Origin of the sequence: Actinoplanes sp. NPDC051475 (assembly GCF_040689425.1) — a bacterium.
Taxonomy (GTDB): domain Bacteria; phylum Actinomycetota; class Actinomycetes; order Mycobacteriales; family Micromonosporaceae; genus Actinoplanes.
The window spans coordinates 73,938-96,897 of record NZ_JBFAZZ010000025.1 but is presented as its reverse complement, the minus strand read 5'-3'; the positions used below and the strand labels follow the sequence as shown (position 1 = coordinate 96,897).

At 71.8% G+C, this 22,960-nt stretch carries 21 protein-coding genes; 11 read left to right on the top strand and 10 right to left on the bottom strand.

Going from position 1 to position 22,960, the window contains the following annotated elements:
• Nucleotides 1-71: 71 nt before the first annotated feature.
• Nucleotides 72-1,031: an adenosine deaminase gene (gene add / locus AB0368_RS35370; protein WP_366158397.1), complete on the bottom strand. Its 960-nt coding sequence runs from the start codon at nt 1,029-1,031 to the stop codon at nt 72-74.
• A gap of 159 nt (nt 1,032-1,190) precedes the next feature.
• On the opposite strand from add, the gene AB0368_RS35365 reads away from it, so the two are divergent.
• The 3 genes from AB0368_RS35365 (at nt 1,191) to AB0368_RS35355 (ending at nt 4,275) form a co-directional block, all read left to right on the top strand.
• Nucleotides 1,191-2,081, top strand: a complete 891-nt coding sequence (locus tag AB0368_RS35365) for a SemiSWEET transporter (protein ID WP_366158396.1) — start codon at nt 1,191-1,193, stop codon at nt 2,079-2,081.
• Nucleotides 2,082-2,142: 61 nt separating this feature from the next.
• The gene (locus tag AB0368_RS35360; RefSeq protein ID WP_366158395.1) at nt 2,143-3,273 is read left to right on the top strand and encodes a substrate-binding domain-containing protein; all 1,131 of its coding nucleotides are present in this window, start codon (nt 2,143-2,145) and stop codon (nt 3,271-3,273) included.
• 222 nt (nt 3,274-3,495) lie between these two features.
• A complete protein-coding gene (locus AB0368_RS35355) occupies nt 3,496-4,275 on the top strand; it encodes a hypothetical protein (RefSeq protein ID WP_366158394.1) in 780 nt (259 codons plus the stop codon).
• A 168-nt stretch (nt 4,276-4,443) separates the two neighbouring features.
• Here AB0368_RS35355 and AB0368_RS35350 read toward each other — a convergent pair whose 3' ends face one another.
• Nucleotides 4,444-4,905, bottom strand: a complete 462-nt coding sequence (locus AB0368_RS35350; RefSeq protein WP_366158393.1) for a GNAT family N-acetyltransferase — start codon at nt 4,903-4,905, stop codon at nt 4,444-4,446.
• 246 nt (nt 4,906-5,151) lie between these two features.
• Between AB0368_RS35350 and AB0368_RS35345 the strand changes: the two genes are divergently transcribed.
• The 6 genes from AB0368_RS35345 (at nt 5,152) to AB0368_RS35320 (ending at nt 13,222) form a co-directional block, all read left to right on the top strand.
• Nucleotides 5,152-5,466, top strand: a complete 315-nt coding sequence (locus AB0368_RS35345) for a PadR family transcriptional regulator (RefSeq protein ID WP_366158392.1) — start codon at nt 5,152-5,154, stop codon at nt 5,464-5,466.
• Nucleotides 5,463-6,473, top strand: coding sequence for a hypothetical protein (locus AB0368_RS35340; protein WP_366158391.1), 1,011 nt, complete (start codon nt 5,463-5,465; stop codon nt 6,471-6,473). The genes AB0368_RS35345 and AB0368_RS35340 overlap by 4 nt, the downstream gene beginning before the upstream one ends.
• Nucleotides 6,474-6,574: 101 nt before the next feature.
• Entirely contained in the window at nt 6,575-7,741 is a 1,167-nt protein-coding gene (locus tag AB0368_RS35335) for a glycosyltransferase family 4 protein (protein ID WP_366158390.1), read from the top strand.
• Nucleotides 7,742-7,856: 115 nt separating this feature from the next.
• The gene (locus AB0368_RS35330; RefSeq protein ID WP_366158389.1) at nt 7,857-10,262 is read left to right on the top strand and encodes a transglycosylase domain-containing protein; all 2,406 of its coding nucleotides are present in this window, start codon (nt 7,857-7,859) and stop codon (nt 10,260-10,262) included.
• A gap of 146 nt (nt 10,263-10,408) precedes the next feature.
• On the top strand, nt 10,409-12,067 hold the full coding sequence (locus AB0368_RS35325; protein WP_366158388.1) for a serine/threonine-protein kinase: 1,659 nt from the start codon (nt 10,409-10,411) through the stop codon (nt 12,065-12,067).
• Nucleotides 12,068-12,103: 36 nt separating this feature from the next.
• Nucleotides 12,104-13,222, top strand: coding sequence for an acyltransferase (locus tag AB0368_RS35320; RefSeq protein WP_366158387.1), 1,119 nt, complete (start codon nt 12,104-12,106; stop codon nt 13,220-13,222).
• On the opposite strand, the gene AB0368_RS35315 is transcribed toward AB0368_RS35320, so the two are convergent.
• From AB0368_RS35315 to AB0368_RS35290, 6 genes are all read right to left on the bottom strand, one after another.
• Nucleotides 13,200-13,826 carry a DUF305 domain-containing protein gene (locus tag AB0368_RS35315; protein WP_366158386.1) on the bottom strand — a complete coding sequence of 209 codons (627 nt, stop codon included), beginning with the start codon at nt 13,824-13,826 and terminating at the stop codon, nt 13,200-13,202. The genes AB0368_RS35320 and AB0368_RS35315 overlap by 23 nt on opposite strands.
• Nucleotides 13,827-13,887: 61 nt before the next feature.
• Complete coding sequence (locus AB0368_RS35310) at nt 13,888-15,171, bottom strand: primary-amine oxidase (RefSeq protein WP_366158385.1); 1,284 nt, start codon at nt 15,169-15,171, stop codon at nt 13,888-13,890.
• A 16-nt stretch (nt 15,172-15,187) separates the two neighbouring features.
• The gene (locus AB0368_RS35305; RefSeq protein ID WP_366158384.1) at nt 15,188-15,922 is read right to left on the bottom strand and encodes a hypothetical protein; all 735 of its coding nucleotides are present in this window, start codon (nt 15,920-15,922) and stop codon (nt 15,188-15,190) included.
• A 178-nt stretch (nt 15,923-16,100) separates the two neighbouring features.
• Nucleotides 16,101-16,928 carry an SAM-dependent methyltransferase gene (locus AB0368_RS35300; RefSeq protein WP_366158383.1) on the bottom strand — a complete coding sequence of 276 codons (828 nt, stop codon included), beginning with the start codon at nt 16,926-16,928 and terminating at the stop codon, nt 16,101-16,103.
• A complete protein-coding gene (locus AB0368_RS35295) occupies nt 16,925-19,015 on the bottom strand; it encodes a bifunctional diguanylate cyclase/phosphodiesterase (protein ID WP_366158382.1) in 2,091 nt (696 codons plus the stop codon). The genes AB0368_RS35300 and AB0368_RS35295 overlap by 4 nt, the downstream gene beginning before the upstream one ends.
• Entirely contained in the window at nt 19,015-19,626 is a 612-nt protein-coding gene (locus AB0368_RS35290; RefSeq protein WP_366158381.1) for a sigma-70 family RNA polymerase sigma factor, read from the bottom strand. Before AB0368_RS35290 ends, AB0368_RS35295 begins: the two co-directional genes overlap by 1 nt.
• A 175-nt stretch (nt 19,627-19,801) precedes the next feature.
• Between AB0368_RS35290 and AB0368_RS35285 the strand changes: the two genes are divergently transcribed.
• Entirely contained in the window at nt 19,802-20,641 is an 840-nt protein-coding gene (locus tag AB0368_RS35285; protein WP_366158380.1) for a metallophosphoesterase, read from the top strand.
• Here AB0368_RS35285 and AB0368_RS35280 read toward each other — a convergent pair.
• Nucleotides 20,622-21,575: a helix-turn-helix domain-containing protein gene (locus tag AB0368_RS35280; RefSeq protein WP_366158379.1), complete on the bottom strand. Its 954-nt coding sequence runs from the start codon at nt 21,573-21,575 to the stop codon at nt 20,622-20,624. The genes AB0368_RS35285 and AB0368_RS35280 overlap by 20 nt on opposite strands.
• Nucleotides 21,576-21,726: 151 nt before the next feature.
• Here AB0368_RS35280 and AB0368_RS35275 point away from each other — a divergent pair, with 151 nt between their 5' ends.
• On the top strand, nt 21,727-21,855 hold the full coding sequence (locus AB0368_RS35275; protein ID WP_366158378.1) for a hypothetical protein: 129 nt from the start codon (nt 21,727-21,729) through the stop codon (nt 21,853-21,855).
• A 61-nt stretch (nt 21,856-21,916) separates the two neighbouring features.
• Here AB0368_RS35275 and AB0368_RS35270 read toward each other — a convergent pair whose 3' ends face one another.
• A complete protein-coding gene (locus AB0368_RS35270) occupies nt 21,917-22,924 on the bottom strand; it encodes a hypothetical protein (protein ID WP_366158377.1) in 1,008 nt (335 codons plus the stop codon).
• Nucleotides 22,925-22,960 lie beyond the last annotated feature (36 nt).

Here is a 22,960-nt window from a genome sequence, read left to right as displayed (position 1 = left end):
CATGCCATCCTCTTCGGGCCCGCACGGGACCCGGGGAGTGCACAACGGGCGTACCACGGTTGCCGTTCGGTTCACACCCCCGGAATCCTCAAGTCGGTGAAGGCGGCCCGTACGGACTGCTCCGCGACGGTCCGCAGCTGCTCCGGAGTGAGGCCCGAGGCGTAGCGGGCCAGGGTGTGCTCCTGGGACAGCCGGACGTCACTGACACGCGGGTTGTCCGTGTTGAGCGTGACCGGTACCCCCGCCGCCAGCAGCGCGTGAATCTGGTGGTCCGGATAGCCCGGGGCGGCGCCGGTCTGGACGTTGCTGGTGAGGGCGACCTCGAGGGTGACGCCCGCCGCGGCGAGCTCCGCCATGAGGGTCGGGTCCTCGGCCGACCGCACGCCGTGCCCGATGCGCTCGGCGCCGAGCTCGCGCACCGCGGCGCGCACGCTCTCCGGTCCGGCGGCCTCACCGGCGTGCACGGTGACGTGCAGGCCGGCGTCGCGAACGGCCCGGAACGCGGGACGGAACAGCTCCGCGGCGTACCCGGCCTCGTTTCCGGCGAGATCGACGCCGCACCACAGCTCACGCCGGGTCAGGAAGGTCGCCACCTGCTCGGCCGCCGCCTCCGGGCCCAGGTCGCGCAGGATCGTCGCGATGAGCCCGGCCCGGAGGCCGGTGACCGCCGAGCCCTCCGCGACGCCCTCGGCGACCGCGTCGATCACCGCCTCCGGGGCGAGCCCGGTCTGCTGCCGGATGAAGTACGGGCTGAACCGGAACTCCACGTAGTCGAGCCCGTCGTCGTACGCGTCCTCGACCGCCTCCCGTGCCACCCGCCGCCAGTCGCCGAGCCCCGAGACGACCCCGATCCGGTCGTCGACCTTCGCCAGGTACGGCAGCAGCCCACCCAGCGGCCCCCGCGCGACCAGCTCGTCCCGGGGCCGGGGCACGTCGGCGAACGGGTGCCCGTCGCGGCGCGCGATGGCGATCATCGTGCTGGAGCGGATCGAGCCCTCCAGGTGCCGGTGCAGGTCGATCAGCGGGAGCATCGCCCCTCCTTCTCGGATCTTGGTTGCGGAACGGTGGTTTCCGTCCGTGTCGCCTCTCACGGATGGATCTTGTCAACCCGCCCCCGCGGCGGGCCGATGGGGCAGGTGGCCGTGACGAACCCGGCCTCCCTGTACGGACCACCTCACCGGAAACGGATCATGTTCTCCTCTGTATGGCTCGGCTGGCTCGGCGCCGCACTGTCCATGACTCTCCCCTGGCCCCAGGTCTGGCGCTCGTGCGCCCAGGGCCGCACCGGCGGCCTCTCCCCCGTCGCGTGCTGGATGGGCGCCGCGATGCCGGTGGGCTGGATCACGTACGGCCTGCTCACCGGCGAGACGGTGCAGGTGGTCACCAACTCCGTGACCGGCGTCGCCGGCCTGGCCGTCCTCGTCGTCGTCCTCCTCAAGCAGGGTGAGCTGCGCAGCGGGCGCAAGCTGCTGGTCAGCGCCGCCGGCGCCGCGGGTGTGCTGACCGCCGCCGCGGGCAGCGCGGCCGTAGCCGTGGCGACCGACGCCACCGGCGCGCACGTCGCGACGTTCCTGGGAACGGTGCTGGCGGTCGCGGCCACCCTCTCCGCCGTGCCCCAGCCGTTGTCACTGCTGCGCGACCGGAACCAGGACCTCGCCGGTCTCTCCCCGCTGCGCTGGCGCCTGGCCGCCGGTGCCTGCGCCTGCTGGATGACGTACGGGCTCAGCACCGCCCAGCCGGCCGTCTGGATGTCCGCCGCGGTGGGCCTGATGAGCGCGCTGATCGTCTGCTGGATGCTGCTGCCGGTCAACCGCCCCGCCGCCCCGAGCACCCGGGAGGCGGCTCCGGTCGTCCGCCCGGCCCGGGGCACGGCGCGCGTGGTGCGGCCCGCCACCTCGGTCGTCGTTCCGGTGTCCGAAGAGGTCCCTGCGGTGCTCCGGCCCGTACCGATGCCGATGCCCCGGCCGTCCTCCACACGGGTCGTCCGTCCCGCGGCGGCCGTGGCCCGCTCGGCCCGCCCGGTCTCCGGACCGGCCCGCGGGACGAGGGTGGCGCGTCCACTTCGGCCGGCGCTCGCCTGAGGTTCTCTCACGACCGAGTCACTGATAGCCTTGCCGCGCTCTCGCCCATTGAGGAGAAGACGTGCGCCGGAATCTGCTGGCTCTTGTGACGGTCGGTCTGCTGACCGTGGGCGGGCTGACCGCCTGCACCGACGACGACGGAAAGACCAGCGGCGGCGGCAGCAAGGTCGCGGCCCGCGGGGGCGACGGCACCGGCAAGGTCGGAGTGATCCTGCCGGACACGACGACGTCGCAGCGCTGGGGCACGGACGATCCGAAGCTGCTCAAGGCGGCGTTCGACGCGGCCGACGTACCGGTCGAGATCGAGAACGCCCAGGGCGACCCGGCGAACTTCCAGCGCATCGGCGACCGGATGATCGCCGCCGGCGCCACCGTGCTGATCATCGCGAACCTGGACCCGGCCAGCGGCACGTACGTCCTGAACAAGGCGCGCGCGGCCGGGGTCAAGACGATCGACTACGACCGGCTGACGCTCAACGGCGGCGCCGACTACTACGTCAGTTTCGACAACGTGAAGGTCGGCCAGCTCCAGGGCCAGGGGCTGGTGCGGTGCCTGAACGCGACGAAGGCGCTGCGCGGCGACCGGCCCCCGCGCATCGTCTACCTGAACGGCGCGCCGACGGACAACAACGCCACGCTGTTCAAGAACGGCTACGACTCGGTGCTTCAGCCCAAGTACGACGACGGCACGTACCTCAAGGGCCCGGACCAGTCCGTCGACAAGTGGGACAACAAGGAGGGGCGCTCGATCTTCGTCGAGATGCTCAACCAGTTCAACAACGACGTGGACGGGGTGCTGGCCGCCAACGACGGGCTCGGCAACGCCGCCATCAGCGTGCTGCGCGAGCGCAAGAAGAACGGCACGGTCCCGGTCACCGGGCAGGACGCCGAGACCCAGGGTCTGCAGAACATCCTCGCCGGCGACCAGTGCATGACCGTCTACAAGCCGATCAAGCAGGAGGCCGACGGCGCGGCGAAGCTGGCCATCGGCCTCTTCAAGGGCCAGCAGACCAAGGTCAAGGGGCAGGTCAAGGACCCGCAGTCCGGCGCGTACGTGCCGGCGGTGCTGCTGGAACCGATCCCCGTCTTCAAGGAAGACGTTGGCAAGGTCATCAAGGACGGCTTCGTCTCCAAGAAGGCCGTCTGCGCCGGACGCTTCGCGGCGCTCTGCAGGGAGAACGGCATCAAGTAAGCCGTGCGGACCGCGGCCACGAAACCGCCGGTCCAGGAGTGGAGCGACCCCGAGGTCGGTGCAAGTGCCCGTACCGTCGCGCACTCCGCCGCTGAGTTCAGCGTGGACGTGTACGCGGGGCTTTGCTGTCGAAGCGGCCGGGATCCGGCGACCTCTCTTTCGGCGTCACAATCGACTAGAAATTGGAGTGAGCGGCGCCTTCGTGACCCTAGAATGCCCCTGGTGTCCGCTCGTGCCGCCATGCTGCTCGCCGCGCCGTTCGCCCTGCTGGCCTTCGCCATGCACCTCGGCGCGACGCTGTGGCTGCAACCCCTGACATGGCGCATCGGTCCGCTCGCCTTGGGCCTTCTAGCGTATTCCGGCCTCGCGGCAGGCAGTTTCGGTATCCCCCTGGCGGCTTACTTGCTGCTCACCAGAGCAGCACGGCAACGGAGGCCGGCCTGGTACCTCGACGAACAGAAGCGCCGTTTCGTCGCGGGCAGCTCGCCGTACAGCACAGGACCATTGGCAATCTTGTCCGGATGGTTCACCGGTGGCTTGGTCCTGACCGAGCGGGTGCCCAACGAGGAGCACATGCGGATCGCCCAGTTCGGCGTTGTGACCACCATCAGCATCGTTGCGGCCCTCGGGTTGCTGATTCTGATCACACTCAGGCTGCTCGTGAACAGACCGCGTCTGATCCTGACCGCCGAGGGCATCACCGTGCAAGTGCTTCGCGGCCGCGTTGAGACACGGTGGGACGAGTTGCTGCCTGGAGGGCCACCGCCACCCGCCAAACGCAATCCCCACACTCTCGTCGTGCTCACGATCAACGCCGCCGGAGGACCACCGCAGCCACAAGCGTTGCCTGCACGCAGCCTCCATATCGACACCGCATTCCTAGCCGCCACTATCCGCTGCTACGTCGAAAATCCGGACCGTCGTGCGGGTATCGGAACCTCCGAAGAGCGAGCCAGATTGCAGCTTCTTGTCTCCGGGACCGCTGGCGTTCCAGGTACGTAGACAAGGCAGGCCTACTTCGTCCCAGGTGCAACATGCCGAACTGTTTTCGGCCGTTCTGGCGGCCGAAATCTCGTGAAGTTCTTCTGGCCCGGCGCCGGCAATGGGACGAGTTGTTCGGGGCGCGGACGGGAGGCCGCCGGGCGGAAAGGCGGGGTACCTGCAGTCGCTCTATCGGACGTAGTGCCGCAGCCGCACCACTTCCCCGCGCGGACCGCTCCAGTCAGCGGTCGCCGTGTGCGTGTACCGCCATCCGGTGCGCTCGTAGAATGCGACCGCAGGGGATTCGGGCTTGTCGATGACGTTGAGGATCAGCCGGCCGCCGGCCCACACACTCACGTGGTCCAGCAGAGCACTGGCGACCTTGAGGCGCCGGGCCGCAGGGGCCACAAACAAGCGGGTGACCTCCCGGGCGTTCTGGACGGCGACGTGCCCGTCGATGACACCGGGTGAGCTATGGGCCACCCAGGCCTGGTTCAGCTGCGGGTGGTCCAGCCAGGCTCGGGGATTCGACGGCCATTTCATCGGATAGCCGTTGGCCAGGCGCACCTCGCGCAGCACTTCCACACACTTGTCGAGATCCTCGGACCGCCGGGCCCGGATGGTCAGGGGGTGCATAGTCGGGTTGCTCACCCGAGCATCATGAAGTAGAGCCGCCCCATCTCACGAAACGAATCGGTGCGGCGAGCGCGGTCCCAACCTCGCGGGTGGCAAAGGACCCCGGCCGCCTGCGGCCGGAACGCGTGGCGTCCGGGTCGGGCCAGCGGATGCTGCAGCCGGCTGTCACGCGGTCGGCGGAGGCCGCGTGCATGCCCCCAGATTGAGACGTGGGCCGAACGGACGCTGCCCCGGCTTTCTCTACCTGAATAGAGTTCGCTTATGGTTCGGCTGAGGCGCCCGTCGGCGCAGACCGTGGTGGTGGTGAACGCACTGGCCGACGATCCGGTCGCGTGGCGGTACGGCTACGAACTCGGCCGGCAGGTCGGCCTGAAGGCCGGCTCGCTGTATCCGATCCTGATCCGGCTGCGCGATCGTGGTCTGCTCGAGGCGACGTGGGAAAACGACCCGTCGCCCGGGCGCCCACCGCGGCACCTGTACCGGTTGACCGCCGAGGGTCTGCGGTGGGCCGCCGAATTGGCGGCCGTGCCGGTGCCCGGCCGCGTTGTCGGCCGGCCTCGACTGCGGGAGGCATGATGAACCCGGCCGGCCGGGACCGGTCCGCTCGGTTGCTCGCCGCCGCCGTGCGTGTCGTGCCCGCCGGGCGCCGTGACTGGGGCCGGGCGATGCAGGCGGAACTGGCCGCGATAGCCGAACCGGGGCAGCGGTGGAGCTTCGCCTGGGGTTGCGTCCGTGCTGCGGCCGCCCAGTTCCACCTGCTGCGCGGAGCCGTGCATCTGCTCGTGGTGCTGGGCACCTTGGGGACATTGCTGTCCTGGACCGCCACCGTTGACTACCCGCCGCTGGCCTGGGTCCTGTATGTGATGGTGTCGGTCCTGACCTGCGTGTGCTGGGCGGCGCGGCGGGCCGGGATGCTCGGCCCGAATGGCGACGGTGTCACCGCTTGGCTCCTGCGCGGGGGTGGCTATCTGATCGCCGCCGCGGTCGCCGCGGTCGCCGTCGCCCACACTCACGCTGCCACCCTGGAAGCCGCCGACGCCGGCGTCGGCATTCTGATGATCGCCACCGTCCCGGCCAGCTTCCTGATCGGACTGGCGGCCGTGTTCGCGAAGAGATCCGCGGCGACCGCACGGCTACTGACCACCGCGGCCGGTAGCGGACTCGCCGCGACTGTGCTCTGGCTGGCCCTCGTCGTGGTCACCCCACCGATCCCGACCTCGGTCGGATGGGCACTCGCCCTGACCGGCGCAGCCGCGGTCACTGCGGTCCTGACGAACGCCGACCGGTCCGGCACCATCCAGGGCTGCCTGCTCGCGGGGCTGCTGGCCGCGGCCACCGCGATGGCATTGATCTTCGCCGGAGTGGTCGGGCTCGCGCACTGGGGCCCGGACAGCCTCATCCCGAACATCACTCCGCACGCGCTGCCCGCCGACCGCGTCGCCGAGAGCCGCATCGAGGTCGTCGATCCGTACGTGCTGATTCTCGTCCTCAGCGCGGTGGCAGCCACCGCACTCGGCCTCGCCGCGGTCGTCACCCGCCGACCGTCCGTGGACCACCGGTCAAGCGCCGAACGACCGGGGTAGACCACCGACGGCTACGCGCAACTTGCGTGCCGACCCGGACAAGATCCGTTAGATGCTGGGAGCGCTTCCGGCGCATTGACGCAGGGCAATAACGTGGGCGGATGCGCATCCGGTACGTGCTTCACAACGCCTACGGAGCCGGCGGCACCATCCGCACGGTGGTGAACCAGGCGAACGCGTTGTGCGAGGCCCACGACGTCGAGATCGCCAGCGTCTACCGGTCCCGTGAGCAGCCGGTCTTCCCCGTCGACCCCCGGGTTCGCCTCGTGACGCTCACCGGCCTGCGCGAGGACGGTGCACGGTGGACGGATCCCAGGGACGCGAACTCCCGGCTGCTGCGCAAGACGCGGTGGTTCCGCAACCGGCTGCCGCACGGCCAGGACTTCCGTTACAAGCGGTGGGACCCGGTCGTCGACGCGGCCGTGATCCGGTACTTCCGGGCGCAGCACTCCGGAATCCTGGTGACGACCCGCCCCGGGCTCAACCTGTTGTCGGCCTGGTTCGCCCCGCGCCGGCTGGTGCGCGTCGGGCAGGACCACCTGAACCTTGCGGCGTACAAGCCGGGACTGCGCGCGGCGGTGCTGCGGGCGTACCCCCGGCTCGATGCTGTCTGCGTGCTGACCCGGGCGGACCTGGCCGCCTACCGCGAGGCCCTCGGGACGCGGGTCCGCCTGGAGCGGATCCCGAACGGCCTTCCGTCTCGCGTGCCCGGGCCGGAACGGGCCCGCACCCGGACGGTGCTGGCGGCCGGGCGGCTCGGCCGCCAGAAGGGTTTCGACCTGCTCATCGATGCCTTCCGGACCGTGCACGAGCGGCACCCGGACTGGGAGCTCGCCATCTTCGGCGAGGGCCGGCTGCGTGCCCGGCTCACCGGGCAGATCGAGGAACGAGGGCTCGCCGCCCACGTGCACCTGCGCGGCCTGACCCGCCGGCTGGACCGGGAACTGGCCGCCGCCTCCATCTTCGCGCTGAGCTCGCGGTTCGAGGGCCTGCCCATGGTGCTGCTGGAGGCGATGGCCGCCGCCGTGCCGGTCGTGGCGTTCGACTGCCCCACCGGGCCGGCCGAGATCGTGGCGGACGGCCGCAACGGCCTGCTCGTGCCGGCGGAGGACACGGCGGCCCTGGCCGACGGCATCTGCCGGCTCATCGAGGACGCCGCCGCCCGGGAGGTCATGGGCCGCGCCGCCCGGGAGACGAGTGCGTGCTACGCGATGCCCGCGGTGGCACGGCAGTGGGAACGGTTGTTCGCCGAGCTCGCCCGGGCGTGACGCAGAGCGCCGACGGCCGTACCCGTTTGCGCGTGATCGTTACCCTCCCGCCCGGGCGGTTCGCCAGGAACACCCTGGACGTTGACGTATATCTAAGTTTGGACTTCGGATCCCGATGCGCGTACGCGAGCACTCGATCTTCACCAACGCCGGCACCCTGCTGATCTGCGGCCTGCTGTCCGGGGTCGTGGTGGCGGCCGCCGCCTTCCCCGCGGTGGCGATGTCCGGGCTGGCGGCAAAGGCCGGCGGCGAGTCGTTCGCCAGCCTCCCGGGCGAGCTGAAGCACGCCACCGCGCCGCAGGTCAGCCGCGCGGTCGCGGCCGACGGCAAGACGCAGGTCGCGGTCTTCTGGGACGAGTTCCGCAGCGACGTACCGCTCAAGGACATCTCGAAGAGCATGCAGGACGCCATCGTCGCCGCCGAGGACCACCAGTTCTACGAACACAACGGCGTCGACCTCAAGGGCGTCGCCCGGGCCTTCGTCAGCAACAGCGGCTCGTCGAACGGCCGGCAGGGCGCCTCCACCCTGACGATGCAGTACGTGAAGATGTCGCTCGCCTACTCCGCGACCACCCCGCAGGAGGTCGTGGACGCCACCGAGGACTCGGCCAAACGCAAGCTCACCGAGATGAAGTTCGCCATGCAGGTGGAGAAGGAGCTCACCAAGGGACAGATCCTCGAGCGCTACCTCAACGCCGCACCGTTCGGCAACGGCGCGTTCGGGGTCTCCGCCGCCAGCCAGGTCTACTTCGGCAAGAAGCCGCAGCAACTCTCGATCGCCGAGGCTGCCCTGCTGGCCAGCATGGTCAAGGCGCCGTCCGGCTTCGACCCGACGACCGCGCTCGGCTATCCCAAGGCGCTGGTCCGGCGCAACTGGGTCATCGACAACATGCGCGACCTCGGCTCGATCACCCCGCAGCAGGCCGCCGAGGCGGCGAAGGTGAAGCTCGGCAGGACCGTGCACCGCAGCGGCAACGGCTGCAGTGCGGTCAAAGTCAACAGCTGGGGCTTCTTCTGCGACTACTTCTACCGCTGGTGGCTGGACCGGCCCGAGTTCGGCAGTTCCCGGTACGACCGCGAGCGGCGCCTCAAGAGTGGCGGCTACCGCATCCAGACCTCCCTGGACGTCGACGCGCAGACCGCCGTACGCAAGAACATCGCCCGGCGGATCGGCGTCAAGGACCGCGACGCCCTGCTGCTGGCCGCCGTCGAGCCGAAGACCGGGCGGGTACGGGCGCTCGGCGCCAACCGGCGCTACAAGCTCGACGACCCGGCCCACCCGCAGAACAAGCCGCACTCGGACCCCAAGCTGGCGAAGAAGGGGCTCCGTGGCACCTTCCCGAACACCACCAACCCACTGCTCTCCGGCGGCGGCGACATCACCGGCTACCAGGCCGGCTCGGTGTTCAAGATGTTCACCATGGTCGCGGCGCTGGAGAACGGCTTCCCGCTGGCGTACCCGATCAACACCACCAACCGCTACAAGTCGCCGACCTACCTGGACTCCGGTGCGCCGGCCGAGTGCGGCGGGCACTACTGCCCCACCAACTCCTCGCCCGACGAGAAGGGCCCGTACAACATGTGGTCGGGCTTCGGCGCCTCGGTGAACACGTACTTCGTCCCGCTCGAGGAACAGGTCGGCGCCGAGAAGGTCGTCGACGTGGCCAAACGCTTCGGCGTCCAGTTCCGCGCGCCCAACGACCGCGACCTGGCGACCAAGTACGCCCACGACTGGGGCTCGTTCACCCTCGGCGTGTCCTCGTCCACCCCGCTGGAGATGGCGAACGCGTACGCCACGCTGGCCGGCGACGGCATGTACTGCACGCCGACACCGGTGCAGCAGATCACCACGATGAGCGGCGAGAAACTGGACGTGGGCAAGCCGCACTGCGTCCACGCCACCTCCAAGGACGTGGCCCGCGCGGCGATCGACGCGGCCCGCTGCCCGGTCGGCGACTCACCGCGGCTCGGCGGCAGCTGCGGCAGCCACCGTACGGCCGGGGACACCCACGGCATCGTCGGCCACCCGGTCTTCGGCAAGACCGGCACCACCGACGACGAGAAGACCGCGTCGCTGATCGTGGGGACCGCGTCCATGGTCGTCGCCGGGTACCTGGTGAATCCCGACTATCAGAACCATCCGTACCGGCTGCGGCACACGATCGTGAACCCCGCCGTCCAGCACGCGTTGCACGACATCATGGAGGGCAAGCCGGACGTCCAGTTCAAACGCCCCTCCGGATCGAAGATCGCCCGGGGTGAGCAGCGGTCGATCCCGGACGTGCAGTGCGTCAGCGTCGAGCAGGCCATGGACCGGGTGGAGAGTGCCGGCTTCACCGCGTCACGCGGCTCCGAGGTCACGTCGTCGTGCCCGGCCGGCCAGGCGGCGGGGACCGAACCCTCCGGCACCACGATCAAGGGTGGCTTCGTCAGCATCCAGATCAGCGGCGGCCCGGCGGGAGGCGGGCCGGGCGGGCCGGGCGGGCCGGGTCAGCCGGGCGGTCCAGGCCGGCCACGCTGACCCGGCCGGGCGGGCTGTGCCGGGGCCGGACCAGGTCCAAAAAAGAGCCGGTCCGGCCTCGCTGACCTGGTCTTGCGGGATCGTTGCCCGGCCGGCCGGAGGGGCGGGGATGCAGATCGGCGTCGATGTTGGCAGACTGCGTCGGCATGGAGGTGAACCCGAAACTCGGCGGCCGGTACGCGCTGCTCGAACCGCTCGGCCACGGTGGCATGGCCGTCGTCTGGCGGGCGCGCGACGAGGTGCTCGGGCGTACGGTCGCGGTCAAGGTGCTCGCCCCCCGGCACGCGGGCGACCCGGAATCGCGGGCGCGGATCCACCACGAGGCGCGGGCCGCCGCGGCGCTGTCCCACCCCAACATCGCCCAGGTGTACGACTACGGCGAACAGCCGGCCGGCGCCACCACCACGCCGTACGTGGTGATGGAGCTGGTCCGCGGCGGCACCCTCCAGCAGCGGATGGCTGCGCCGATGCCCCCGCGGTTCGCGATGCGCGTCTGCGCCGAGGTGGCCGCGGCCCTCGCCGCCGCCCACGCCGACGGCCTCGTCCACCGCGACGTCAAGCCGGCCAACGTCATGCTCACCCCGGCCGGCGCCAAGGTCGTCGACTTCGGCATCGCGGCGGCGATCAACCCGTCCGGCACGGGCGACCCGGCCGCCGAGATCTACGGCACCCCCGCCTACCTCGCACCCGAGCGGCTGGTCGACGACGCGGTGGACCCGGCCTCGGACGTGTACGCGCTCGGAGTGCTGCTCTACCGCCTGCTCTCCGGTCACTCGCCGTGGACCGCGGACACCACGACGCAGATGCTCACCGCACACATCTACGTGGAGCCCGAGCCGCTGGTTCCGCTGCCGGAGGTGCCCGGGTATGTCATCGAACTGTGCAACCGCTGCCTGAGCAAGGACGTCACCATGCGGCCCAGCGCCCGGGAGGTCGCCGCCCTGCTCGCCCAGGCCGCGGGCATGCGGGTGGTCGCGGACGAGCCGACGCCGGCGCCCGGCGGCACGGCGGTCGACCCGACGCCGTCACTCCTGATCCGCCGCGAGAATCACACCCCACCGCCGGCCACCGCCGCCGCGCCGCCCCCGACCGCGCCGCCCCCGACCACGCCGCCCCCGACCACGCCGCCGTCGGCCTCTGCAACGCCCAGCCCGCCGCCTCCTGACCCGCCGGTCCCGCCACCCCCGGACGCGCCGAGCACCGCCGTCGGCGAGACGCCCGGCGAAAGCAAAGGCCCCAGCCGGCGACCATGGCTGGTCGCCGTAGCCGCGCTCCTCGTCGCCCTCGCCGCCCTGGCATGGTCATTCCTGCCCCGCGACCGCGACGAGCAACCAGCCGGCGCCCACCCCGCCCCCGCACCGTCGCCCACGGTGTCGCCGGCGCCCGCGACGACCAAGGCGTCCCACGAGGAGAGCACCGCCACCACGCCCCCGGACGACGAGGCGCCCGCCGGGCCGGGAGCCACCACCGCGGGCCGTCCCGCGGACGGCCACCCGGAACCGAGGACCGCCATTCCGCACCCCACGACGACCACCACCACGCCGCCCCGCACGCCCAAGCCCACGGCCACGGCACCCCGGCAGTGGACGTTCTCCTCGAACGGGGGCACCGTCCGCGCCACCTGCACCGAACCCGACGAGGCCGAGCTGGTCACCTGGGAGGCGAAGAAGCCCTACAAGGTCCAGGACTCCGACGCCGGCCCCGCCGCAGCGCCGTGGGTGACCTTCAAGCACGGCAACGACCACCTCCGGATGACCGTGACCTGCTCGGCCGGCCTGGCCTCCGCGACGAACGACCAGGTCTGAGCGAGTTCCGGCGGCGCATGCGTCGTTGTTCCCGTCATGGCTGTTCTCGTCACGCCCCTGCAACGCCGGCCCGGCGGCACCCTGACGCCGCGGCCGCGGCCGCGCCCGGGCCGGATCGCGGTGCTCGACGGGCTGCGGCTCGTCGCGGCGCTCATGGTGGTCGCTTATCACTTCGTCGCGTACGACCGCGGCACCGTCCCGCCGTGGGGGGCCGCCGCCGACCGGGTGTTCCCGTGGCTGTCCGTGCCGGCCTCGTACGGGTGGATCGGCGTGCCGATGTTCTTCGTGATCAGCGGCTTCGTGATCTGCCTGAGCGCGTGGGATCGCACCCCCGGCGAGTTCCTGCGGTCCCGGGTGATCCGGCTGTTCCCGGCGTACTGGGCGGCGGCGCTGCTCACCTTCGCCGTGCTGAGCCTGTGGCCCGTGGTGCGCCGGCCGGTCGGGCCCAGCGATCTGCTGGTCAATCTGACGATGCTGCAGAACCCGATGGGGGTACGCCCGGTCGACGCCGTCTACTGGACGCTGTGGGTGGAGGCGCGGTTCTACCTGCTCTTCGCGTTCGTGGTGTGGCGTGGCCTCACCGTGCGCAGTGCGACACTGTTCGGCTTCGGGTGGCTGGTGGCGTCGGCGCTCGCGGAGCAGGCCGGTGTGAAAGCGCTGGACGTGGTGGTCATGCCGGAGCACGCGCCGTACTTCGTCGCGGGGATCGCCCTGTTCCTGGTGCACCGCAGCGGGAGCCACCTCACACTGTGGGCGCTGTTCGGGGCCGCGTTCCTGATGGCGCAGCACCACGTGGCCACGCAGGTGGGCCATGTCGCCCACGACGTGCTCGGCCGGCCGCTCCCGGTGCTGCCGGCGCTGATCCTGGTCTCCGCCATCTTCGCGACGATGGCGGCCGTGGCCACCGGCCGGCTGTCCCGCGTGCGCTGGCGCTGGCTCACCGTGGCCGGGGCGCTGACGTATCCCCTGTACCTGCTGCACGAGTACATCGGCTGGACGCTGATCGCGGCGCTGCGTCCGTTCCTGCCGCGCCACGTCACCCTGGCGATCGTCGTCGCGGTGGTGATGGTCGCGGCGTGGCTGCTGCACCGCTACGTGGAGCGCCCTGCGGCACGACTACTCCGTAAGCACCTCAGCCGGCAGCTGCCCCGCTGACCGTCCGGGGCGGCAGCAGGGCGGCCATGGCGTCGATCTCCGCGGTCTGCTCGTTGATGACGTGCTTGGCCAGGCTGTGGGTGTAGACGTTGCGCCCGTCGCCGTCGAGCAGCGCGCGGGACGACACGACGGCGCCCCGGTGGTGCTCGATCATGCGGCGCAGGAACAACGGCACGGCCTGCTCGGTCTTGGCGAGGTCGAGCTCGTGGAGCTGGGCTTCGGTGAGCATCCCCTGCTTCGCCGCGCCGGCTCCGTGAGCGTGGTCGTGGCCGTCGCCGGCCTGCGCGCCCCAGGCGGCCAGCCAGGCGTTCGTCTCGTCGATCTCGCGCTGCTGGTCGTGGACGATGAACTCGGCGATGAGGCGGATGCGCTCCGGGACGCCCGGCTTGGCGATCAGGGCCCGGCTCATGCGTACGGCCTGGGCGTGGTGCGCCACCATCATCTGCGCGTACGCCAGGTCGGCGTCCGACGGCGGGGCCACGGATGCCACCGCGACCGGGCGCGGGTCCGGCTTCTTCTCCCCGTCACCGCGGGACGCGAACGTGATCACGGTCAGCGCGGTGGCCGCCAGCACGAGGGCGGCGGCGAGGCGGCGTGCGGGCAAGGTCGTCCCCCCAGGAAGGCAGGAGCCCGGCCCGGTCTCGGTGACCGGGCCGGGCCGATGCTCAGTTCGGCTGTCCGTTGACGCCGGCGCGGTCGGCCGGGGTCAGCGGGTTCATCTCGGTGAAGTCGCGCGGCAGCAGGTCGAATCCCTGCCAGTGCAGCGGCATCGGGCTCTGGTCCTCGTCACGCGGGACGTGGTGGAAGCCGACGCGGACCCACATCACCGGGTTCTTGAGCGTCTCCTTGTCGTGGGCGTAGTCCAGGATCGTCTTCTTGGTGGCGCACTGCGGGTCGGCGTTGCCCGTGGCGAACTTCTCGCAGGTGTGCGCCTGGGTGAAGGTCACATCCGGCGTGGTCTCCGGGTGCGCCTCGTACCGGTCATCGGCGCCGGTGACCAGCTCGTACGAGCGCTTGTGCCCGTCCTTGTTCTTGCTGGTCGGGCTGACCAGCCGCCACCAGCGGCGGTTCACCTTGGAGAAGCTGCCCTCCTTGGTGATCGTCTTCTTGCTGGTCTTGAGCTTGGCGGCCATCGAGCCGCGGCCGTCGACCTTGGTGTCGTACTGCTCGACCTTCTCGCCGCCCTTGCCGTCGATGTTGAAGTCGACCCGCCAGAACGCGCTGTGGTAGTGCATGGACGCGTAGTCGCGGGCGTTCTTGCCGATCGGCCAGCCGTTGTCGGCCCTGACGTAGTCGCTGGGCGACAGGTCACCGGTCGCACCGAGCCGCGCGGAGATCTGGCCGTCGTCGGCCAGGCGGAACTCGGTCACGTACTCGTACCAGCCGACCTTGCTGATGGTGCGCAGCACCAGGTCGTGGCCCTGCTTCGAGTAGACCTTCTCGGCGTTCGTCTGGAAGTTGTAGCTGTGCAGCCGGTAGGCCAGCCCGGACGCTTCCGCGCTGACGCAGAGCACCTTGCGACGCTGCGCCTGCGGGCCGCCGTCGGAGCCCTCGCGCGCCGAGCCGCCCTTGCAGTCCTCGCCGGTGAGGGTCTCGAGGTCGCCGCCGCCGAACCCGAAGTCGCTCAGGTCGTTGTACTCGGTCTCGCCCGAGTCGTACGGCACGTTGAGCTGCGCCAGCCGGATCGACTGGAGCACCTGCACCGGCTGGGGGTAGCGCCGGGTGGCGACGGACACCTTGTCCAGGATCAGACCGGCGCGCTCGTCGATGCGCCAGCAGAGCTGCCACGTGGTGCCGTTCGGCAGGGTCTCCTTGACCTGCGACCCCGAGGTACACGCGGCGGCCGCGGCCGCGGGCGCCTTCGCGGCCGCGGGCGATGCCCCGATGCCGAGGGAGGCGAGGGTCAGGAGCGCGGCGGCGCCGGCACCCGCTGTCTTTCGGTACGTCATGCTGCCGGTTCCCCGTCTAGCTCAGGCGGGCGACCGTGCGCCCGGAGAGGTCGATGATGATCTTGTCAAGGTCGATGATGTGGCCGTCCTTGGTCTCCACGATCAGCTGCAGGCACCGGTGCTTGCCGCACTGGCTCGTGCCGCTGTCGGCCGCCTTCGCGTTGAAGACATGGGCGGTGGTGACCAGGCCGTCCTTGCCGGCGAACGGCTGGCCCGTGGCCTGCTTGTACGCGTCCTTCAGGTCGCTGGCCAGCGGATCGGCGAGCAGCATGTCGAGCGCGGTGGTGACCTCGCGGTCGGCGGCCGGCAGCTGCAGCCCCGCGGCGGAGTACGAACCCGCGAGCTTGCCGGCCGCGAGGTCGACGACCTGCTTGACCAGCTTGTTGCTCTTGTAGTCGTAGTAGTACAGCTCGGCGCGGCGACCCTCGTCCGCCTCGACGATCTCGGCCGAGAGGTACTCGATGCCGGTCGCGCCGGTCACGTCCTTGGCGCCGGCGGTGAGCGCCGTGGTCTCCGCGATCTTGCGAGCCTTGCCGACCTCTCCGGTGGTCAGCGCGTCGACGCCGGTCCCGGCCGCGGGCTCCGGGCCCGGGTTCGGGTCGGACACGCTCGGCTGCTCGTTCCCCGCCGCGGCCGGCGGCGTGCTGGGTGGCGGCGCGGCATTCGCCTGCCACGATGCCACGCCGAAGGCGGTCACCGCGGTAACGCTCGCGATGCCCAGGCCCCAGGCCCATTTCCGGTAACGCCGCACTGTCGGCATTCCTCCCCCTCGTCGATGGTTCGCACGAGAGGATGCCGGTCGGCGCGTAAGGGCGCCGTGAAGTCTGATGATCATGAATATCGAAACAAGACCCCACCGTACGCATCGACGACGGGGGCACCCCACCCCTGCGGGGGCGGCGAAGGGGTGGGGTGCTCGGGGGAAGGTCTCAGGACGCCGCGGGGATCCGACCGACCGCCGCGACCACCGCCGTGCCGTGCGGGTCGCCGTCGCCACCGTCCGGCCACTCGTGCACCCAGACCAGGCCGGGCGGCACCAGCACCGCGTCGCCGAAGAAGCGCAGGATCTCGTCCCTGCTCCGGCCGTGGGCGGCGGACACGTCGGTGCGCCGGTAGAGCGCCGTGACCGCGTCGATCGCCGCGTCCGCCGGCGTGTCCGAGAGGCCGTGCGAGACGACCACGTAGGAACCCGGCGGCAGGGCGGCGCGCAGTCGTTCGGCCGCGGGAAAGGCGTCCTCGTCGGGGACGAAGTGCAACATCGCGACCAGCAGCAGGCCGATCGGCTCGGCGGGATCGAGCAACTCGCGCACACCGGGGTGCTCGAGGATCGCCTCCGGGAAGCGCATGTCGGCCTGGACGGCCAGGGCCAGCGGGTTGTCCTTGAGGATGTCGTTGCTGTGGGCGACCGCGACCGGGTCGATGTCGACGTAGACCACTCGGGCGTCGGGGACGCAGCGCTGGGCGATCTCGTGGACGTTGCCCACCGTCGGGATGCCGCTGCCGATGTCAAGGAACTGGCGCACCCCCCGGTCGAGCAGGAACTGCACCGCCCGGTTGAGGAAGGCCCGGTTGGCTCGCGCCATCTCCCCTGCGCGGGGGATCGCCGCGAGCAGGTGCTTTGCGGCCTCGCGGTCGGCCGCGAAGTTGTGGTTGCCGCCCAGCAGGGCGTCGTAGATGCGGGCGCTGCTGGGCCGGTGGGAGGGATCCGTGTCGGCGTTCGCCATGCCGAGGAACCCTACTCCACTGTGGTCGGTCATGACGCCACCAATCCGTTGTCCCGGCGGGCGAACGACGCCAGGGTCCCGGCACCGCGCAGCAGGATCGGCACCTGGTGCGGGGTCGTGGGCGGGCCGTACCGCAGCCCCTGGGCGCCGTCGCAGCCGGTGCCGATCAGGGTGGCCGCGCGTACCTCGTCGTCGACGCCGTGCACCGTCAGGGTGAGGCTGAGCGCGTGCGCCACCCGGGCCATGCCGGCAAGGAGCTCCCGGTCCGCCTCCGCGCCCGCGGCCATGGGATGCAGCAGGCCGGCCGGGGTGCGGAGGCCGTGCACGGGCAGATCACGGAGGTACGCGAGGCTGCTGTACCCCGTACCGAAATCGTCGAGGATCAGCCGCACGCCCAGCGCAGCCAGCGCACTGAGCACGGCGTGGCTGTGGGCCCCGGCCGGGACCGCGTCGATGCCGGAGAGGTGCAGGTGCAGCCGCCTCGGCGGCAGGCCGCTGCCGGTCAGGGCCGCGCGGACGAGGTCGGCGACGTCGGGATAGCCGATCTGGTGCACCGGCAGGTCGACGCCGATGAACGGGCCCTTCTTGCCGCCGTCCCACTGCATCGCCTGCCGGCACGCCTGGTGCAGCAGGCTGCCGGCCAGCCGGGTGGTGGTGTCGCGGTCGCCGGTGAGCTGGCCGATCCGGTCGAGGTCGAGGGTGCCCAGGTGGGGATGGCGCCAGGTCATCCGGGTGTGCAGGCCGGCGATGCGCCCCGTGGCGAGGCGGACGATCGGCTGATACGTGGGCGGCCCGGTGACCAGCCCGGTCACGCTCGTGCCGCCGGCGCGGCCGGGGGTGGCGGGCTGCGGGTCGTACACCGCCCAGCCGCTGCCGGCGGCCCGGGCCTGGCGCAGGGCGATCTCGGCGTCGACCAGCACCCGGGCCGGGTCGAGTCCCGCGGTGGACACGTCGACCACGCCGACATGGGCGAGCACCGGGGCTGCCGGGCCGGTGCCGGGCAGCGCGACGGGTTCGCCCAGGGCGCCGGTGATCCGTCCGGCGAGCTCGGCCAGGTGGGCGACGCCGCCGCTGTCCTGCACCAGCACCGCGAAGGTGTGCGGGCCGTGCCGGGCGATCAGGTGGTCGGGATGCTCGGCGACCGCCCGGAGCCGGCGGGCCACCTCGGCGAGCAGGTGCTCGCCGGCGTCGGCGCCGAACTGCTCGCAGACCGCGCGGTGGCCGCCGGCCTCGACGAGGCAGAGGCCGGCGTGCCGGACCGGGTCGTCGCCGTGCGCGGCCTGCTGGAGGCGCTGGACCAGCCGCGCCTTGCTGGCCAGGCCGGTGACCGGGTCGTAGTACGCGAGGCGGCGGTAGCGGGCCTCGCTGTGCTCCAGGGCCAGCTGGAACTCCCGGGCGGCCCGCTGGGCGGCGCGATGCAGCGACTCCTGCTGGGCCAGGGTGCGGGCCTGCAGCGCCGCGGCGAACCCGGCGGCGAAGGTGCCGGCGATCTGGCGGGCCGGGCGGCGCACCACGTCGCCGTCGGCGAGGTGGTCGAGGATGACGCTCATCGTCGCCGGCAGGGCCTCGTGACGGCCGATCCCGAGCGCGACGACCTCCGTGCCGATCCGGTATGCCGCGCCGAGGTCGGGCGGGTCTGCGTGCGCCGCGTCGGCGAGGCAGGCCGCGTAGACGTCCAGGGTCCGGGCCGCGGCGGGCTCGGCGAACGGCAGGTAGACGCCGGCCGCGATCGCCGCCGCCAGCCAGCGCTCGCCGGCGGAGCGGCCGGCATCCGCGTCGGCGGGCATGGGCGCGAGGTCCACCGGGGCCGGGGCGGGGCCGGCGACGCTCCTCCGCGCGCTGAGCACCGTGCGGGCCGCCTGGTCCAGGGCCGCGTCGGTGTACTGCACCGCGGTCTCCAGGGCGGCCGCCACGATGCCGTCGGCGCGATGCCGCGCCGCCTCGATCAGCCGGTCGGCGGGGTTGCCGTACGGCGCCGGCACCGGCTCGACGTCCTCCTCGGCGACCGGCGGGTATCCGCAGTCCGCCAGGACCTCGTTGAGCGCGGCGATCATCATCGCGTGGGTGATCATCGGCTCGTCCTCGGCGGACGGACCGTCGTGCGCGCCGGGCTGCGCCATCAGTTCTCGCCTGCCTCGGGGCCCGTCGGGCGCTTACCGGCACGCTGGCCGGGAACCGCCTTCCAGATCGCGACGGCCTGTTTGCGGCCCAGCTTCAGCGCGGTGCGCACCGCCTCGGGCGTCTTGCCGACCTGGGCGGCGATCTCGCTGGGCGTGAGCCCCTGCGCGGACAGCTCGAGCGCCTCGCGGCGGGCGGGCGGAAGCTGGGCGAGCACGCCGGAGAACCACTCCTCCAGCTCGTACGCGACGAGCTCCGGGTCGTCGGCGCGCCCCTCGCTGAGCTCGGTGACGTCGGCCACGAGCACCTCGACGTCGCCCTGCCCGGTGGCGCGGCGCTGCTTGAGCCAGTGCGAGCGGGCGGCGGTGCGCACCCACGCGACCGGGTGGTTCAGCTCCGACCAGCGCCGCAGCGCCTCCCGGATGGCCTCGGCGACGGCGTCCTGGGCCTCCCAGCGGTTGGCCCCCTCGCGCAGCAGGTTGCGGACGAGCCCCTCCCAGTAGCGGCGGAAGAACTCCTCGATCTCGGCCGCCGGCGGCGGGTCGGCGATCAGCGGCCGCGGTGGGGCCGCGTTGTCGCTGTCCACGTCGTGCGCATCCTGCGCGTCGACCACCGAAGCCTCCGTTCGCCGTCGAACTCCCCTTAGATAGGTCTCGGGGAGCGGCCCGGCGTGACAGTGGCGATCAAGATTTCTTTTCCGACGTCCCTCCACTGTAGGGCACCGGTCATGCGGTCCCGGCTGGCAAGATCGTGATCGAGGGACATCGAAGGAACACGAGGAGGCGCCCGTGGCGGGCACCCTGTACGCCGTCAGCGACCTGCACGTCGCGTACGCGGAGAACCGCACGCTCGTGGAGGACCTGCGCCCGGACTCCCCTGACGACTGGCTGATCGTGGCCGGCGACGTCGCGGAAGTGTTCGGCCACGTCGAGGCCACCCTGCGGACGCTGCGGTCGCGCTTCGCCGAGGTGATCTGGGCGCCGGGCAACCACGAGCTGTGGACCCACCCGAAGGACCCCGTGGGGCTGCGCGGCGCCGGACGCTACGACGCCCTCGTCGCGATGTGCCGGACCATCGGCGTACGCACCCCCGAGGACGAGTATGCGGTGTGGCGGGGCGAGGGCGGCCCGGTGACCGTGGCACCGCTGTTCCTGCTGTACGACTACACGTTCCGCGCGCCCGGCACGTCCACGAAGGAGGAGTCGCTGGCGTACGCGTACCGAACGGGGGTGGTCTGCACGGACGAGGAGCTGCTGCATCCGGACCCGTACCCGGACCGGGAGTCGTGGTGCCGTGCGCGGGTGGCCGCCACCGAGCGCCGGCTCGCCGCCCTCGACCCCGGCATGCCGACCGTGCTGGTCAGCCACTGGCCGCTGCACCGCCACCCGACCGAGGTGCTGTGGTACCCGGAGTTCGCCCAGTGGTGCGGCACCGAGCTGACCGCCGACTGGCACCTGCGCTTCCGGGCCGCGGCCGCCGTCTACGGTCACCTGCACATCCCGCGGGTGACGTGGCAGGACGGCGTACCGTTCCGCGAGGTGTCGCTGGGCTATCCGCGCGAGTGGAGCAAGCGGGGCAAGCCGCCGGTCCTGCTGAACCGGGTCCTCGCTACGCGGCCCGGGTCTTGAACGTCGACCGGTAGGCCTGCGGCGTGGTGCCGAGCCGGTGCCCGAAGTGGTGGCGCAGTGTGGCGGCGGTGCCGAAGCCGCAGCGCACCGCAATGGTGTCGACGCCCAGCTCCGACTCCTCCAGCAGCCGCCGGGCGAGCAGGACCCGCTGGTTGGTCAGCCAGTCGTGCGGGGTGGCACCCGTCTCGGCCCGGAACCTGCGGGCGAACGTCCGCGGTGCCATGTGGGCCTGCGCCGCCATCGTCTCGACGGAGTGCGGCCGGTCGAGGCTCGCCATCACCGCGGCCAGCACGGGCTGCAGGGTCTCACACTGGATCGGCTTGAGTGGCGTCTCGATGAACTGCGCCTGGCCGCCGTCACGGTGCGGCGGCATCACCATGCGGCGCGCGATCTGGGTGGCGACCGCCGAGCCCTGCTCCTGCCGGATGAGGTGCAGCCCGCAGTCGACCGCCGCCGCGGTGCCCGCGCTGGTGAGGATGTTGCCGTCGGCGACGTACAGGACGTCGGGGTCGACCTTGGCGGTCGGATAGCGGGCGGCGAGCCGGTCGGTGTGCCGCCAGTGGGTGGTGCAGCGCCGGCCGTCGAGCAGCCCCGCCGCGCCGAGGGCGAACGCCCCGGTGCACACGCTCATCACCCAGGCACCCCGGGCGTGCGCCCGGCGCAACACCTCGAGGACCTCCGGGTCCGGGTCCTGGTCGCCGTCGTCCGGCACCACGGCGACCAGGTCGGCGTCCTCCGCCGGGGACAGGTCGTGGCTGGGGGTCAGGGAGAACCCGGCATGGGTACGCACGGGACGCCCGCCCACGCTGCACACCGAGAACTCGTACGCGGGCAGCCCCTCGTCCGTGCGGTCGTAGCCGAACAGCTCGCAGAGCACGCCGAGCTCGAACACGGCGACCGGGGGGAGGGCAAGGACGGCGACCTTCTCCAGCATGGCCGTCAGCATACCGCGGCCGTGGCAGGATGTTGAAGATGTATGGCATTACTGCCACTGTCCGCCCGGCGCCGCCCGGACCAGACTGGAGGACGAGCAAACCCGGTGCGCACCGGCCACGAGCACTTCGCCGGACAAGGGTGTGACTGTCATGGAACTCGGAATTCTGCTGTTCTTCCTGCTCCTCGTGCTGGCCTCGGCGTCGGGCCTGACCGCCGACTCGCGCGACAGCGCCGACTGGAAGCCGACCTCCGACGGCCTGCGGGCCGCGCGGTGGTGACGCGCATGAGAAAGGTGGCGCGGTCCTCGCCCCGGACCGCGCCACCCGCCGTACCCGGGGTTCAGTTCCCGGACTGAGCCCCGGCCTCCTCGCCGGCACCGGCCTCGTGCTCGGCCTTACCGCCCTTGCCGGACTTGCCCGCGCCCGCGTCGTCGCCCGCACCGGCATCGTCGCCGGCACCCGCGTCGTCGCCCGCGCCGGCGTTGTCGCCCGCACCGGCGTTGTCACCAGCGTTGTCACCAGCGTTGTCACCAGCGTTGTCGCCGGCTTCATTGCCCGCACCGGCGTCGTCACCGGCTCCGGCGGCGGCCGCGGCGGCCTTGGCGTCGGTGAGCGTGAGGCAGGCCGTCAGCAGGGCCTCGCGGGCGGCGGTCACCGCGGCGTCGAGGTCCCCGGCGTTGCCCTGAGCGTTGCCGTTGCCCTGAGCGTTGCCGTTGCCCTGAGCGTTGTCGTCGCCCTGAGCGTTGCCGTTGCCGTTGCCGTTGCCGTCGCCCTGGGCATTGTCGTCGCCCTGGGCATTGTCGTCCTGCCCGGCGTCACCCTCGGCGGCGCTGCCCTTCTGGCCCGCACCCGCGTTGGCAGCGCCCTGGCCCATCTTCTTGGCGTACCGCTTCGCGATGGCCCGCTTCAGCCTCTTCGACTTGGGCTTGGCGGCGCCCGCCTGATCCCCCGCGGCACCGGCCTGGTCACCGGCACCCACCTCGTCCTGACCCGCCTGCTGCTGACCGGCCTCCTTGTCGGCGGCGGCCTGGTCGGCGGCGAACTGGTCGCACGACGCCTCGAGCAGCTCGGCGGAAGCGGCGGCAGCATCGGCCGCGCCCTGCTTCTGCTCCGGCTGCAATTGCTCGCCGTCACAGACGACCGAGCCGGCGTTGATCTCCAGTTTCTCGCACCCCGCGATGTCGAAGTTCTGGCCATCGACCACCACGATCTCCGCGGCCTTCGCCTGTTCGCCGGCGCTTGCGAACTGCAGGCCCGTTATGCCGCCTGCCACCAGCACCCCGGCGAAGACTGCGGCACCGATCGCCTTGCGGTTGACTCCGGTACCCCGTCGCTGACGCAGTCTCATCACCACTCCTCGTCATCGGACATCAAATGCGCGTTC

What these genes read in the sequence shown, in the direction of transcription:
- AB0368_RS35295 (WP_366158382.1), bottom strand. Translation starts at nt 19,015, where the DNA reads ATGGCGCAGCCCGGCGCGCACGACGGTCCGTCCGCCGAGGACGAGCCG.
- AB0368_RS35340 (WP_366158391.1), top strand. Translation starts at nt 5,463, where the DNA reads ATGATGAACCCGGCCGGCCGGGACCGGTCCGCTCGGTTGCTCGCCGCC.
- AB0368_RS35325 (WP_366158388.1), top strand. Translation starts at nt 10,409, where the DNA reads ATGGAGGTGAACCCGAAACTCGGCGGCCGGTACGCGCTGCTCGAACCG.
- add (WP_366158397.1), bottom strand. Translation starts at nt 1,031, where the DNA reads ATGCTCCCGCTGATCGACCTGCACCGGCACCTGGAGGGCTCGATCCGC.
- AB0368_RS35330 (WP_366158389.1), top strand. Translation starts at nt 7,857, where the DNA reads ATGCGCGTACGCGAGCACTCGATCTTCACCAACGCCGGCACCCTGCTG.
- AB0368_RS35345 (WP_366158392.1), top strand. Translation starts at nt 5,152, where the DNA reads ATGGTTCGGCTGAGGCGCCCGTCGGCGCAGACCGTGGTGGTGGTGAAC.
- AB0368_RS35365 (WP_366158396.1), top strand. Translation starts at nt 1,191, where the DNA reads ATGTTCTCCTCTGTATGGCTCGGCTGGCTCGGCGCCGCACTGTCCATG.
- AB0368_RS35320 (WP_366158387.1), top strand. Translation starts at nt 12,104, where the DNA reads ATGGCTGTTCTCGTCACGCCCCTGCAACGCCGGCCCGGCGGCACCCTG.
- AB0368_RS35270 (WP_366158377.1), bottom strand. Translation starts at nt 22,924, where the DNA reads ATGAGACTGCGTCAGCGACGGGGTACCGGAGTCAACCGCAAGGCGATC.
- AB0368_RS35310 (WP_366158385.1), bottom strand. Translation starts at nt 15,171, where the DNA reads ATGACGTACCGAAAGACAGCGGGTGCCGGCGCCGCCGCGCTCCTGACC.
- AB0368_RS35275 (WP_366158378.1), top strand. Translation starts at nt 21,727, where the DNA reads ATGGAACTCGGAATTCTGCTGTTCTTCCTGCTCCTCGTGCTGGCCTCG.
- AB0368_RS35335 (WP_366158390.1), top strand. Translation starts at nt 6,575, where the DNA reads ATGCGCATCCGGTACGTGCTTCACAACGCCTACGGAGCCGGCGGCACC.
- AB0368_RS35300 (WP_366158383.1), bottom strand. Translation starts at nt 16,928, where the DNA reads ATGACCGACCACAGTGGAGTAGGGTTCCTCGGCATGGCGAACGCCGAC.
- AB0368_RS35280 (WP_366158379.1), bottom strand. Translation starts at nt 21,575, where the DNA reads ATGCTGGAGAAGGTCGCCGTCCTTGCCCTCCCCCCGGTCGCCGTGTTC.